The 14,336-nt window shown below is 76.7% G+C and carries 6 protein-coding genes; all 6 read right to left on the bottom strand.

The genetic code is table 11. The features are described 5' to 3' along the window. Positions 1-56: 56 nt before the first annotated feature. The 6 genes from ACIP67_RS37530 to ACIP67_RS37505 all read right to left on the bottom strand — a co-directional run bounded on the left by ACIP67_RS37530 (position 57) and on the right by ACIP67_RS37505 (position 13,812). Positions 57-695, bottom strand: a complete 639-nt coding sequence (locus ACIP67_RS37530; protein ID WP_401697976.1) for a DinB family protein — start codon at positions 693-695, stop codon at positions 57-59. A 152-nt stretch (positions 696-847) separates the two neighbouring features. After that, positions 848-2,662 (bottom strand): hypothetical protein, encoded by a 1,815-nt coding sequence (locus ACIP67_RS37525; RefSeq protein ID WP_401698040.1) that lies wholly within the window; start codon positions 2,660-2,662, stop codon positions 848-850. Between the two features lie 362 nt (positions 2,663-3,024). Then, a complete protein-coding gene (locus tag ACIP67_RS37520) occupies positions 3,025-6,528 on the bottom strand; it encodes a DUF5682 family protein (protein ID WP_401698038.1) in 3,504 nt (1,167 codons plus the stop codon). 122 nt (positions 6,529-6,650) lie between these two features. Further along, the gene (locus tag ACIP67_RS37515) at positions 6,651-7,820 is read right to left on the bottom strand and encodes an AAA family ATPase (protein ID WP_401698036.1); all 1,170 of its coding nucleotides are present in this window, start codon (positions 7,818-7,820) and stop codon (positions 6,651-6,653) included. Between the two features lie 35 nt (positions 7,821-7,855). Next, entirely contained in the window at positions 7,856-12,961 is a 5,106-nt protein-coding gene (locus ACIP67_RS37510; RefSeq protein WP_401697975.1) for a hypothetical protein, read from the bottom strand. After that, complete coding sequence (locus ACIP67_RS37505) at positions 12,958-13,812, bottom strand: DUF4132 domain-containing protein (protein ID WP_401697974.1); 855 nt, start codon at positions 13,810-13,812, stop codon at positions 12,958-12,960. The genes ACIP67_RS37510 and ACIP67_RS37505 overlap by 4 nt, the downstream gene beginning before the upstream one ends. Between the last annotated feature and the right edge of the window lie 524 nt (positions 13,813-14,336).

The raw sequence follows: 14,336 nt of genomic DNA, 5'->3' as shown, positions 1-14,336 counted from the left end.
AGGAAAGGGCGGTGCCATACGGCTGTACGGCACGGCCCGCGGGGAGGCGCCGGCGCTCACCCCATGCTCTTCGCCCCGTCCAGGGACTCCCGGATGATGTCGGCGTGACCGGCGTGCTGGGCGGTCTCCCCGACGATGTGCAGCAGCACCCGGCGGGCCGACCACCGCGCGCCGGGCTCGAACCAGGGGGCCGACGGCAGCGGGTGCGCCGCGTCCAGGTCCGGCAGGGTGGCGACCAACTCGTCCGTACGGCCGGCCACCCGGGCGTACTCCGCCAGGACCCCGGCGAGCGTCTCGCCGGGCAGCAGACGGAACTCGTTCGCGCGCCGCTCCCAGTCCGCCTCGGTCATGCTGCTGAAGTCGCCCAGCGCCGACGGACCGTCCAGGATGAAGTCCGCCCAGCCCCGCTCGACCGAGGTGACGTGCTTGATCAGACCGCCGAGGCACAGCTCGCTCACCGTGGTGCGCCGCCCCGCCTGCTCGTCGGTCAGGTCCCGCGTGGTCAGACGCAGGAAGCGGCGGTGGGCGGCCAGTGACTCCAGCAGGTCCGCCCGCTCGCCGGTGACGGCCGGCAGGCCGCCGGTGGGGGCGGCCGCGGGCGCGGCGGCGGACTCGGTTGTGGTGGCGGACTCGGTTGCGGACTCGGTTGCGGTGGCAGGCGTGGTCGGCTCGGCGAGGTGCTCGGGCGTGTTCATGTTCTGCGTCTCCGTCGGTCGTCTTCCGTGGACGAGGAACACGTTAGGAGCGATAGAGGACAGATCCTGACCTAGAGGGGCGGGCGGGCCGATGTGGCGTCGGCATCGGACCCCGTCCACGGGGATCCGGCTCGCGTCGGCGGCCGCCGGCCTCATGCGTCGTGGACGGATCCGCCCCATGCCGCCGCGCAGAGCGCACGTTCCACCTCCTCCGTGTAGAGCGCGGCGGCCAGCCAGGCGCGGGAGAACCGGTCCGTGTCCGCCGGGAGCAGACGCCCGAAGACGTCACGGGAACGGTCCGCGGCGGCCGTGTGCAGCGCGTCCAGGAGATCACCCGCCGTGGCCAGGCCGCAGCGGCGCAGGCGCGCGCTGTCGCCCGCCCCGCTGCTGCCGGGGAACGCCAGCACCCGGCGGCCCCCGGACACCGCCTGGTGGACGCGACGGCGCAGAAGGTGCAAGGGAGCCTCGTCCACCGCGGGTGCCGACGCGTCCGACGGAGAGGCCGTCGCCGGGGGCAGGTCCGCGTGCTGGAGACGGTCCAGTCCCAGATCCACCCGGGCGGTGGGGTCGCCGGGGTGTTCGGCGGCGAGCAGCAGGGCGCGGGGGAGCGGCCCCGGGGCGAGGCGGGCGACGATCCGCAGCCGGCTGCCCCCGGCGGCGGCCAGGAGACGCAGGTTGTCGCGGCAGGGGAGAGCGGGATCGTCATGAGCCGTGACCAGGCGGAGGGCCAGTCCGTCGCAGTCGGCCAGCAGGCAGTCGCCCGCCGTCTCCCGGACCGTGCCCCGGAGCGTCACATCGAGGAACAGCAGGTCGTGGCCGTCCCTCAGGGCCCGGGACACCTGCTCGGGGACGGGGACGGACCACAGGCGATCCAGGGGCTCGCCGTACCACGACGCGCCGGCCGCGCGCACCGCCCGCACCCCGGCCCCCGCGCCGAGCCGGCCCGTCGGCGAGACGGTCGCGCCGGACACCGCGAGGCCCGCGCGTGACAGTTCGCGGTGGGTCAGGGCGGTGTCGCCGATGCGCACGGCCCGGTCGGCGGCGCCGGTCGCGCGCGCCGGGCCGCCCGGGGCCACGTCGGAGACCGTGTAGAGGCCTCCTTGGGCGTCGGCGGTCCAGCTGACGGCACCCGCGTACCCGGTCGCCGTCAGGACGGGCTCGGAGAAGAGGCCGTACAGACGCAGGGAACCGTCCGGACGGTACGGCTGCCGCACCGTGCCCCGCAGGCCGGCCAGGTCGGGGCCGCCGGCCCGCGGCAGCCGGTGGGTGAGGTCCAGGACCTCGCGCACGGCGGCCGACAGGTCCGCGAGACGGTACGCGGGGTCGGCGGAGCGCGCCGCGCGTACCCCGGTGACCACGGAGACCGCCGCGGCGGAGGCCCGGGGCAGGCCGGCCAGACGAGCGGTGTGCGCGGCGCGCAGCAGCTCCGCCTGGAGCACGGCGCCGGTCCCGTCGGTGCCCGCTTCGAGGACGGCGGCCGTCGCGTCGTGCACGGCCCGTGCGGCGGTGCGCTCGCCGTCGGTGGCGGTCTCGGCTTCCGCCCGCTCCTCCCCTCGGGCGTCCGGGGCGCTCGCGGCCCCTGCTTCCTCCTTCCGTCGGTCCTCGGCCTCCGCGGCGATCGCGGCCGGAGCTCCGGCAGAAGTGCCGGCACCGGCGGCGACGGGCGTGTCGACGGGGGCGCCTGCCGTGGCCTCGGCCACCGGAGCGGCCGAGGCCGCCGCCGCGCGGTGCAGACAGTCCGGGGCCAGCAGGCACCCGCACCGGATCGCGTCCGCGGCGGTCACCGTCCCGCCGGGTGCGTGCAGCACGAGGTCGGTGTCGTCGTCGACGGCGATCCGTACGGTGTCGCCCGCACGGACGACCGGCCGCGCCGCGAGCTTGGCCACGCCCGCGTCCAGCCGCTTGCGGAGCCGGGGGGAGAGCGCCCCGACGAGTTCGGCGGTGACGGACGGATCGACCGGTGGCAGCCCGGAGCCCGGCCCCTCCGCAGGCGGCTCCGGAAGGGGCGCGTCCGTCGGCGCGTCCTGAAGCGACGGGTCGGTCGGCGGGCCCGGAGCCGACTGGTCCGGGGACGGGCCCGGAATCGACTGGTCCGGAGCCGACTGGTCCGGGGATGGGCCCGGAATTGACTGGTCCGGAGCCGACTGGTCCGGGGATGGGCCCGGAATCGACTGGTCCGGAGCCGACTGGTCCGGGGATGGGCCCGGAGCCGACTGGTCCGGAGCCGATGGGTCCCGATCCATCCGGTGCGAAGGCGGCGCCGGAACCGTCCGGTCCCTCGACTCCCTCGACTCCCCCGACTTCCTCGACTCCCTCGACAGGTCCTGGCTCATGCGATCTTCTCCCCTACCCAGCGGGCCAGTTCGAGCGGACTGAGGGCGGCGACGGGCATGCCCGCGGCGACGAGCCGGCCCGCGACGCCCGTGGAGTAACGAGGCCGGCCCGTGTCGTCGAGGCTCGCGCAGCCCAGGACGTGGCAGCCCGCCCCGACGAGTGCGCGGACCTCCGCGAGGAGGCCGCCCAGCGGGTAGCCCTCCTCGAAGTCGCTGACGACCACGACGAGGGTCCGCGAGGGCACGGTGACCAGCTCGCGCGCGTGCCGCAGCCCCGCCGCGATGTGGGTGCCGCCGCCGACGCTGACCTCCAGCAGCAGCGACAGCGGGTCCTCCACATGCCCGGTGAGGTCGATGACCTCTGTCGAGAAGGCCAGGAAGTGCGTCGACAGGGTCGGCACCCCCGCCAGCACCGAGGCGGTCAGCGCGGCCCACACCGTGGACGCCTCCATGGAGCCGGACACGTCCGTCACCAGGATCAGCCGCCAGTCGGCGGCCCGCCGTGCCCGGGTACGGAAGACCGGGTGTTCGGGGACGACCTGGACGGTGCCGTCCGGGCCGCGGCGCGCGGTCGCCAGGTTGGCCCGCAGGGTGCGGGCCAGGTCGAGGCCGCCACCGGGCCGCCTGCTGGGGCGGGGGAGGGCCGTGCCGTGCAGGGCGGGACGCAGCCGGGTGGCCAGTTGCCGGGTCAGGGCGTCGACCAGTCGCCGGACGAGCGGGCGCAGCACGGCCAGCCGGGCCTCGGGCAGCCCGCCGGCGTGGCGGAGCACGGTCCGCAGCAGATCCACCGAGGGCCGCACGCTGTCCGCGTCCAGCTCGGTGAGGACGTCCTTGCGGCCCGCGGCGGCGGCCGCCGCCAGCACCTCCTCCCTGATACCGGGCCCGAACAGCGCGGCCAGCTCCTGCGACCACTCCCGCACCCCCGGGTACGGCACCTCCCGGCCGCCGCCGGGCCCCGCCCCGGTGAGATCACCTCTGCTGCCCTCCCCGCGCCCGCTGCCGTACAGCTCGTCCAGCGCGGTCGCCAGCGGCGCCAGAGACGCCGGCAGGCGGTCGGCACGGCGGCCCAGGACGAGCCGCCACCGGTCGGCGGGCGCCAGGCGGCGGTCCTCGCCGGCCGACGGCACGGCGGCGCCTTCCGCGATGGTGCCGGCCTCGACACCCCCCGGTGCGGGCAGCAGGCCGAGCGAGCGCAGGGTGCCGCGGGCGGCGAGGTCCGCACCCGTCCACACCGCGAGCGCGGCCGGGTCGATCCCGTCGGTGTCGGCGACGCGCGCGGTGTCGAGACGCTCCTCGACGGCCGCCAGGAGGCGGTCGCGCGCCGCGGGACTCAGGGTGTCGAAACCGCCCCGCAGTGCCGGAAGCCGGTCGAGGAACTCCCGGTCGGGCAGTTCCGCGACCCGGTCGAGCAGCGGCTCCAGCGCGGGCGCCGCCGCCTCCAGCAGCGGGCCCGCGGCGGTGAGCAGCCCGCCGAGCCGGGCGGTGAGCGCGGCGCGGGAGTCGGGGTCGACGGCGCCGTCCACCCAGGAGGCCACCCGGTCGCCGAGGACGCGGGCGTCCTCCTGCCCGAGCAGGACACGGACGGCCCCGGCTGCCCCGCGCATCAGGGGCGAGCCGTCCGCGGCGAGCCGGGCGAGGGCGTCGGTGAGCCGGATGCCGCCCAACAGGTCTGCGCGGTGCGCCAGTTCGAGCAGGGCGTGCGCGTCGGCGGGGTCCTCGGACCCGGTCAGGCCGTCCACCTGCCGTACCGCCGCGGAGGTGAGCAGCTCGGCGGTGGCGGCCGCCCGGGCCGTGCGGTCCGCGTCGGCGCCGAGGCCGGGGACGTGACCGGCGCGCAGCCGGTCCACCAGGCTCAGACCGGCGAGGAGTTCGGGGAGCGTGCCCGCCGGGGGCAGGGACTCGGCGACGTCGTCGAGACGCTCGTCGGTGAGCGCGGGCAGACCGCACTCCGCCGCCCGCGCGAGCCCTTCCAGACACTGCGCGGCCGTCGGGCCTCCCTCGTCCCGCTCCGCGCGCCGCCGGTCCCGCAGCACGCCCTCGGCGGCCTGCGCCGGGGTCACACCCCGCACGGCGGCCGCGGTCAGCATGGCCGCCGTCGCGGGCGTCCAGCGCACCTCCCAGCGGGAGGTGAGGGCCTCGGCGCCGCCCGCGCCGGTGACCTCTCTGGCCTGCGCGTACGGCACCCCGCACACCGTCAGCCGGCGCAGCAGCAGCTCACGGCGCCGGTCGAGGTCGGACCGCAGCGGGTCCAGGCGCAGGTCACGGGCCGTGCCGGGACCGCCCGTCGCGGGGCCGGGCAGGCCCAGCTCCGCCACCTCGGCCTCCACCGCCGGGGCGAGACCGCTGCGCGGCGCCCGAGGGGCGGGGCGCCCGGTGCGCGTGCCGACGAGCACCCGCTCCATCGCCCGCGCCACGGCCCGCCCCCGCCCGTACGGCTCGCCCTGGGCCAGCACCGTCTGCACGGCCTCGACCAGTTCGCCCCGGCCCGCCGCGGGCAGCCCGCGCAACCGGGCGAGGTCGGAGGCGAGCCGGGTGATCTCGCGAGCGTCGGCGGGCCCCGACGGATGACCGAGGCTCCGCAGTTCCGCGCAGATCTGCACGGCGGCCCGGGTCAGCGCCTCCTCCAGCGCCGTCGGATCGCCCGCCGCGCGCAGCACCCTGTCCTGCCACTCCGGATCCCGGATGCCGGCCGGGTAGCCGGAGCGCTCGTCGAGGAGGGCGTAGGCGTACGGGATCAGCGAGGTCGTCCAGACGGTCCGCTGCCCGTCAGGGGCGGCTGCGTCCTCCTCTTCCGGGAACTCTCCCACCAGCGCCGGGGCATGGAACGCGCCGACCACCATGGCGGCCCGCTCCCCGCGCGCGGTGGCCTCGGCCAGCCGGGCCCGCATCCACCGCTCCCGCCGCAGATCCAGTGCGGGCACTCCGTCCGAGACGGCCGCGTCCTCGCGCAGCGCCCACCCGGTCAGCAGGGCCGCCCGGCGCAGTGCCTCGGGCGGGGAGCCGGGGGCGGTGGCCTCGACGAGCCGGTCCCACAGGTCGTCCCCGGGACGGCCGGTCAGCCCGGCCCGCAGGGCGGCGGTGAGCCCGGGACCGCCGGCGCCCCGCGCCGCGGCGCGGCGGCCCTCACCCCACGCCCGGTCCGCGAGCGGCAGGTCGCAGGCGATCACCGGCACACCGTGCCGGGCGGCCCAGCGCACGGCCGCCAGTTCCGGCGAGAAGTCCGCGAACGGATAGAACGCCGGCCCGCCGCCCCCGTCACCCGGGGCCGCGGCGAGCGCGACCGGGGCCTGTGTCTCCTCGTGCCCGAGCCACGGCAGCCACTCCTGCATCTCGTCCGGCAGCTCCACGAGCAGCACGTCCGGACGTGCCCCGTCGAGCAGCGCGGGCATCGCGGCGGCCAGCGACGGCGCGTGGTGCCGTACGCCGATCAGGTAGGGCGCCGCCGGACCGGTGAGGGCGGCCAGGGCCGCGTCGGGCTCACGCAGTGCCCCGCCGGGCAGGGCGGACCCGTCGTGAGGGGACCGGGGGGAAGGCGACACGTCACCGGGCGGGCCGGGTACGGCGGCCGGTGCGTCGGCGGAGGTGCCGGGAGACCCGGTGCTGGGGATGAGGGGCACGGCCGTCAGCCCTCCAGGACCGCGCGCAGGTCCCACAGGGTGCGCCAGGTGGCGGAACCCTGCTCGGCGCGGCGGCGCACCGGGCCGTCCCAGTAGCCGCGCAGACGGGCCGCGTCGGCGGGGTCGTCCTTGCGGACCACCCCGAGCAGATGCCCCGGCAGCAGGCCGAGCACGTCACGGTCCCCCGGGAAGTACGCCGCCGAGAGCGCCAGCGCGCCCGCGACGGACACCGCCTCCGCGGTGCTCATCACCGTGGACGGCCGCTCCACCTCCCAGCCCTCCGCCGACCGGCCCTCCCGCAGGTCCCGGAACGCGGTGACGAGGGCCTCCAGCACGGCGTCGTCGACCTGGAACGGCGCCCCCGCCCGCTCCACGGACGCCCGCGCCTGCCCGCGCACCAGCGCGGTCTCCGCGTCGAGGTCCGGAATCGGGCCCACCGTCTCGAAGTTGAACCGCCGCTTGAGGGCGGCGGACATCTCCGAGACGCCCTTGTCCCGCAGGTTGGCCGTGGCGATCAGGTTGAACCCGGGCGCCGCGTGCGCCAACGCGTCCTCCGTGCCCGCCAGTTCGGGCACGGCGATGCGCCGCTCCGACAGCAGCGACACCAGGGAGTCCTGCACCTCGGGCAGACAGCGCGTGACCTCCTCGACCCGGGCGACGGCGCCCCGGCGCATGGCGGTCAGCACCGGCGACGGCACCAGCGCCTGCGGGCTGGGGCCCTGCGCCAGCAGCAGGGCGTAGTTCCAGCCGTACTTGAGCTGGTCCTCCGTGGTGCCGGCGGTGCCCTGGACCGTCAGGCCACTGGTGCCGCACACGGCCGCCGACAGCAGCTCCGACAGCATGGACTTCGCGGTGCCCGGCTCGCCGACCAGCAGCAGACCGCGCTCGCCCGCGAGGGTCACCACACACCGTTCGACCAGCGCCCGGTCGCCGACGAACTTGCCCTCGACCGCCATGCGGCGCGGCACGCCCTCGGGCACCTCGGCTCCCTCGGGCAGCTTCAGTGCCCGGCCGTCGCTGCCCATGACGAACGTGACGACCGCGCGCGGGGTGAGGTGCCAGGCGGGCGGGCGCGGCCCGTCGTCGTAGGCGGCGAGGAAGGCCAGTTCGGCGGCGTGCCGCTCCTCGGGCGGCACGATCTGGCGGGCGGGGGACGGGGTGAGGGTGGTGGTCATCGACGTGGTGTCTTCCAGGTGGGGCGGGACGGCGGTCATCGGCGGCGGCCCTTGCGGGTGGCGCGGGTGGTGAGTTCCTCGTAGGCCGGGGCGTCCCCGGAGCGGACGCGGTCCCACGCACGGGTGAACAGCTCCGGCACCGGCATCAGCGGCACAGCGAGGGAATGGTCGCGGACGGGGTACAGGCCCTCCTTCCAGACCTCCACCGGCAGCGCGGGCGCCTTGAAGTCGTACCAGCCGCACGGCAGGAACAGGGTGCGTCCGGCCCGCGGCCGCTTGGCCTGGACGACGAGAGCGGTGGCCGCGAGTTCGGTACGCGCCTTCTTGACCCGGGCGGGCTTCCAGCCGGTCCAGCGGGCGCAGTTGCGGTCCGTGGGGTCGGGCAGGGCCAGCAGCTGGAGGTACAGCGCGGCGGCGTCCTCGCCGAGGCCGTGCGTCACGGCGACCTCGGACACCAGCTCCGGCACGCAGACCGTGGGGTCCTGCGCGTACCCGGCGGGCCCTTCGGTGCCGCCACCGGCGGCGAGGGCGCGGGCGAGATCGTCGCCGAGGAGCGTCCGCAGCGCCCGCAGACCGTCGCCGCGACCCGCCCCGGTCAGCCCTTCGACGAGCCCGAACACGGTGTCGTCCGCCCCGGTGAGCCCGGCCGGGCGCACCAGGACGGCCTCCTGGTCCTGGTACCAGGGGCGCAGCACGAGGGCCTCACCCAGCCGCGTCAGACCGTCCGCGCCGGCACCCCCGGCGGCCGGCAGACCGTACGCCCCGCGCAGCTGGGCCGCGGTCGTCCCGCCGTTCTCCGCCCAGGTGACGTCGAGGTCCAGCAGCAGCCCCGGGTCGGCGACCCGGCGGCGCAGCGCGGCCAGGCCCTCCGGCAGGGCGGCGCGCAGCGGGTGCCCGTACGGCAGGGAGTAGGCGAGCCCCGCCAGTGCGGCCACGCCGCGCGTCAGGTCGTACCGTCCCGGCAGCGCGCCGGGATCGTCCGGGACCAGGTCGCCGTCCTTGTCGGGGCGCTGGACCGTGGTGCGGCTGAGCCAGGAAGTGCGTGCGGGGTTGAGGACCTGTTCGGCGGAGACCGTGGGAAGGCCGGCGAGGGACAGCTCACCGGCGAGGTCCTCGGGCAGCCGGACGATCCCGCCGAGCCGCTCCTGCCACACTCGGCCCGCCGCGTCCGTGTCGGGTCCGCGGGTCCACAGGTCCCCGGGGGTCTCCGGCAGCAGGGCGCCGGTCAGCGCCGCCAGGTCGCCGGCCGGGAGCGAGCCCAGCAGCGCGTCGCCCAGGCTCTTCTGACGCGGCTTCAGACCGGTCGCGGCGATCACCTCGTCCGTGAGCTGTGCCGGCTTGCCCGCGAGCAGCAGGGCCGCCTGCACCAGCCCCAGCCCGCCCCCGGTCACCGCGGCCAGGGCGTCGGGCGCCTCCGCCTGCCAGGGCGCGGCCCCCTTCTCCCGTACCAGCCGGGTCACGGCGGCCAGCGCGTCGGCGGCGAACACCGGCGGGTGCGCGGTCTCCTTCTCCAGCGTGAAGTGGGCGACCGCGCCGAACACGCCCGCCGGATCGTGGTCCAGGGCGAGCCAGTGCACGCGCCCGCCCTGCGTGTCGACGTTCCGGCAGTCGAGGACGACCACGGTGCGGCCGTCCCGGCGCAGCACCTGACCGGACCGCTCCTGTCTGGGCAACGGCTCGCTCAGCACGATCTCGCGCAGGGCGCCGCCCGGTGCGGCCAGCGGCCCCTCCGTGATCGCCTCGAACAGCAGCAGCAGCGCCTCCCGGTGCGCGTCCGTGACGGTCGGGGAGGCGGCGCGGTAGGCGAGCGGGCGCAGCACGTCCAGCACGGACGGCCACATCAGCCCCATGCCCGGCACGGTGAAGTCGTCGCTGTCCCACCCGTCGGCGGCCGGGGTGAGCCTGGCCCCCGCGGGCAGCGGCCTGCCGTCGGCGGGCTTCCCGGACAGCACGTGGTTCACGGCGCGGATCTGCCGTAGGACGGCGTGGCGCGGGTTGCTGCCCGCCCAGCCGTGCAGGTGCGCGAATCCGCCCGCGGCCTCGCGCAGGGTCTGGTCGTCGCCGTTCTCGGGGCGGTAGTCGCCGAACATGCCCTCGGTACGCCGCCGGTCGGCCTGCGGCCGTTCCACCGGAGGCGCCACGAAGGCGGCGGTCGACTCCTCCAGTCGCACGACGGCACGGACGAGGGAGGCGACACCGGCGAGCAGGTGCGGTTCGGTGAGCGCGGGCAGGCAACGGGAGAGGGCCTCCTGGAGCATCGTGTCGGCGCTCGGGACGGCCGGCTCGGCGTCCGCCGTCCCCGTGGCCGTCACCCGCACCGCCGGCGTTCCCACGGCCGACGTGCCGGCAGCCGCGCCCGTCGCGGCCGGAGCCGCGCCCGCGCCCGACGCCTCGGCCGCTGCCGCCACCAGCGCCGCCCGCTCCGCGAGGGCCTGGGCGCCCGCCCGCAGCAGCTCCCCGGCCCGGTCGTCGCCCAGGGCTCGCAGGAGCGCCGACGCCTCCTCGTCCCGGGGCCGCAGCGCGTGCCAGAAGTCGACCGGCGGCACCAGGCGCGTACCGGCGGCGAACTCGCCGCCGCGCTCCAGAGGCGTCACCCGTCCCCACTCCAGTGCGCCGGCGGTCTCGTCCGCCGTGTACAGGGCGATGTGCCGGTGCCGGGCGACCACCATGGGCTCGGCGCCGGGCAGGCGCAGCGCGCCGAGCGGGACGCCCGCATCCCGGCCCTGGCCCGTCGGCAGGCTCACGGTCCGCCCGTCCGGGGTGCCGGCGGTCGTACGGGCCTCGGTGCCGGTGCCCTCCCGGCGCACCCAGCGGCCGAGGACCGTGCCGTCCGTGCCGAACGGGCTGTGTTCCAGACCGGGCTGGAGCGGCAGCACCGCGCAGTGCTGCTGGAGCAGGGTCGTGTCCTCGCGGATCCCGGTCCGCAGGAACGCGGGCAGCGAGGCACGTCCGTGCGTGCCGGTGGCCGGGTCGTACTCCAGCCACACGCGGCGGCGGCCCTCCCTGCCCTGGCGCCAGTACGAGGTGCCGTCCCCGAGGACGGGACGGTCGGGCGGTACGACCGTGTCCCCGGCGTGCAGGGTGCGGCCGCCGGTGGCGCGGCCGCCCCCGGGCAGCGGGATCGACGGCTCGCCCGCGTCGCTGCTGCCGTACCAGTGGGGGAGCTGCTCGCCGCCGAGCGGGAACACCTCGGACGGGCGGGCCGACCAGTAGCCGAACTGCTTGCTGCCCTGCCGCCACATGACCAGCAGTTCGCCGTCCGTGTAACGGAAGACGGGACGCTGCCAGCGGTCCAGCTCCGCGGGCAGCCGCAGGTCGTGCTCCAGCAGGATCTCCTGCGGGCCGACGACGATCGCCTTGTGCCGGCGGGAGAGGATCAGCGCGGGCCAGGCCTCCTCCACGGCCAGGGTGTCGTCGCGGCCGCGAAGGGTCTCGGCGTCGAGCCGTGCCAGCGCCTCCTCCAGGGCGGGCCAGCCCAGCTCGTCCGGGATCCCGGCCCGCAGGGTGCGGCCGAGCAGCGGCGCCGCCCGGTGCGCGGCGACCTTGGCGACGGCGGCCGGGCTCACCCGGGCGGCGACCGTCCGGAACGGACGCAGCCGGTCGAGCGCCGTACGGGCCGCGGGCAGGCCGGCCGCGGCGGTCAGCTCCTCGGCCGCGTCGTCCAGCCACTCGCGCAGCACGTCGGCGAGGACCGGCTGCCCGGCGAGGCCGTCCAGCAGCTCCGGTTCGGGGCGGTGGCCGCTCAGGGTGCCGACGGACACGTACAGCAGCCGCCGGTGGCGTGGGTCGGCCGCGATGGCCGTCAGATCGCGGCGGCCGGGCCGGGTGTCCTGCAGCCAGCGGTTCAGCGGGAGGAAGACGTCCTGGCCGGCCGCGGGCGGTGCCAGAGGTATGCCCTGAGCGACGCACAGGTCCAGCAGGTCGAGGTCGGCGCCGGCGTGCCAGCGGCCCGTGAAGAGGTCCACGGCGCGGCCCCGGGCGCGCAGCCGCGGCGCCATCCGCTCGACGAGCGCGAGCGTGGACGGCGAGCGGTCGGAGACGGACGAGCCGTGCTTGCGGTGCAGGGACCAGCGGCTGAGCCAGTCCGCCGGGTCGACACCGGCCGCCGGGTCCTCCCCGCCGTCCGTCGCCCCGGCGTCCCCGGTCAGCAGCAGGTCGGCGCGGGTCTCCGCGAGCAGCGCCAGCCAGAACTCGTCGTCCTCGGTGGAGCGGCCCAGGCCCGCCGGCATGATCTCCAGCAGCCGGGCCCGTACGGTGGGCTGCCGCTCGGCCAGGACGACGAGGGCCGCCCGGTAGGTGTTCCAGAAGGACGCGGGCGCCCGGACCGCCGCCGGGGAGGCGAGCAGGTCGGCGACCAGGGAGCACTCCTCGGTGACGCGGTCGAGCCCGGCGGCCTTGATCAGCCCGCGCGCGTCCTGGGGCAGCGAGGCGTACGGCGGCATGCCGGCCGCGCAGCGTTCCACGGTCAGCTGCCGGAACTGCGTCCAGGCGTCGGCGGGGCTGAGCCGTGCCGCGAGGGCCTTCACGTGTTCCTTGAGCGCCTTGACCGTGAGTGCCCCGGCGAAGGCGAACTCCAGGAACACGGCCCGCTGGCGCTCCTCGTCCACGGCCAGCGCGTGCACCCGCTCGGCCTCGCGGGCCTTGCCGAAGAAGGCGGCGGCGTAGGTGGTGTTCTCGTGCTGGAGGAAGACCCGGGCGGCCTGCTCGTAGAAGGTGGGCAGGAAGTGCGGCACGGCCCGGCCGAGCCTCGTGCCGAGCGCTTCGAAGCCCTCCTTGGCCGTGCCGGGGCGGGACTTGGCCTGCTGGGCGAGCCGCTCGACGTCCTTGACCAGGGCCAGCGCGTGGTGTCCGTTGGCCGGGTCGTTGACCAGCGCCCAGGCGGGGAAGCCGAGCGTCTCCCGGCGCACCTGGCCGACCTCGGGGGTCTCCGGCTCGCGGACCAGCCCCAGGAAGTCCAGGGCGAGGTCCTCGGCCTCGCCGAGCGTGCCCGCGACGAGCCGCACGACCTGCCGGTCGTCCAGAACGGGGTGCGTGTACGTGCGGACGGTGAGGACGTCGGCGTCCTCCCGGCCGGTGGTGCCCGGCGGCAGGACGGCGCCGGCGTCGAGCAGGGCGGTCGTGGTGGTCTCGTCGTACGTCATGCCGCCTGCTCCTCGTCCTCGATGTCGCGGCCCGCGTACAGCGCGGCTGCCATGCGCATGCCCTCCGACCAGGCCACCGGCCCGACCTGACCGAGCTTCAGCGCCCGCCCCGCGCCGTCGGTGAAGACCAGCGGGCCGGTCTCCGTCTCCTCGTAGCCGTCGTAGTCACCGACCCACACCCGGGCCTCGACGCCGCGGCCGTCCTCCAGGACGGAGCACACGGCGTGGCCGCCGCGCACGCGGTAGCCGAGCTGCGCCGCCCGGCCGTGCAGGAAGCGCAGCTGCTTGAAGAGCCCGCCCGCGTAGTCCTCGACGGAGGCGGCCTCCGCGTCGAGTGCGGCGGGCCGGTGCCACACCTCGCGGAAGAGCTGCTGGGCGCGCTGCTCGACGCCGAGTTCGACGGCGAACTCCCGCAGCTCCTCCAGGTCGTCGAGGAGCACCGGGTGCGGAAGCCGGACGAGGTCCGGTGCGATCCGTACGGTGTCGCCGTCCAGGTCGACCAGACCGAGACCGCGCTCGGGGTCGGCGTCCCGCAGGAAACCGGCCACCTCGCCGTCGGCTCCCATGACGACGAGGTCGCGCAGGGCGGCCCGCCAGGCCGGGTCGGGCCACACCCGGGTGAGGACCGTGAGGGGTACCGGCAGCGAGCGCACCATCCACCGCTCGACGTCGGACAGGCACCGGCGCTCGTGCCGCTCCAGCCACTCGACGAGCTGACGCAGGCCCACCACGGCCGGATCGTCCGCGATCTTGGGCGGTACGGACTTCAACCGCCGCCCGGCCGCGTTGCGGCACACCACCTTGCCGTCGTCGAGGGCGACTTCGTAGCCGCCGGCCGACACCCACCCCATGTGTGCCTCCCGCACCCGCAGTGATCAAGTGATGGGAACTGTAGAACAGGCCACTGACAACGGGTCCCGGGCCGAGGCGGTGGCTCGGCGCTGCGCGGCACCACCGGGACGAAAGCCCAGGTCGACGACGTACGCGCGTCCGGCTCGAGGAGCGGACAGCCGCCCGCGGAGGGCTCGTTCCGGTCACGGGCCGCTCGCTCCGCCCGGCGTCCCGGCGATGTTCCGCCGACGTTCCGACGGCGGCGTCCTGACGACGTTCCGGCAGTGCCAGGACGCAGCCACGCCGCCACGCCGCCACGCCGCCACCACGACGGCGTCCCGGCGGCGTCCCGACGGCGTGGCTCGATCCGCCGGGGGCGGTAGATACCGAGGGCGTGGCTCGGTCCGCGGGGACGGTCGATGCCGGGGGTGGGGAGCGCCGTCAGGGGGCCGCTGTCGCTCGGCACCACCGTGAGGCGGGGAAGGCGGGCAGCGGCCGGCCCGGCAGACGCGCCGGACGGCGCGGGACGGCATGCGCCTCGATC

It is taken from the genome of Streptomyces sp. NPDC088812 (assembly GCF_044750285.1).
Lineage (GTDB): Bacteria > Actinomycetota > Actinomycetes > Streptomycetales > Streptomycetaceae > Streptomyces.
The sequence above is the reverse complement of the archived record's forward strand: the minus strand, read 5'-3'. Positions and strand labels throughout refer to the sequence as shown.

Coding starts and splice junctions, on each gene's coding strand:
- ACIP67_RS37530 (WP_401697976.1), bottom strand. CDS start 695: ATGAACACGCCCGAGCACCTCGCCGAGCCGACCACGCCTGCCACCGCA.
- ACIP67_RS37515 (WP_401698036.1), bottom strand. CDS start 7,820: ATGACCACCACCCTCACCCCGTCCCCCGCCCGCCAGATCGTGCCGCCC.
- ACIP67_RS37510 (WP_401697975.1), bottom strand. CDS start 12,961: ATGACGTACGACGAGACCACCACGACCGCCCTGCTCGACGCCGGCGCC.
- ACIP67_RS37505 (WP_401697974.1), bottom strand. CDS start 13,812: ATGGGGTGGGTGTCGGCCGGCGGCTACGAAGTCGCCCTCGACGACGGC.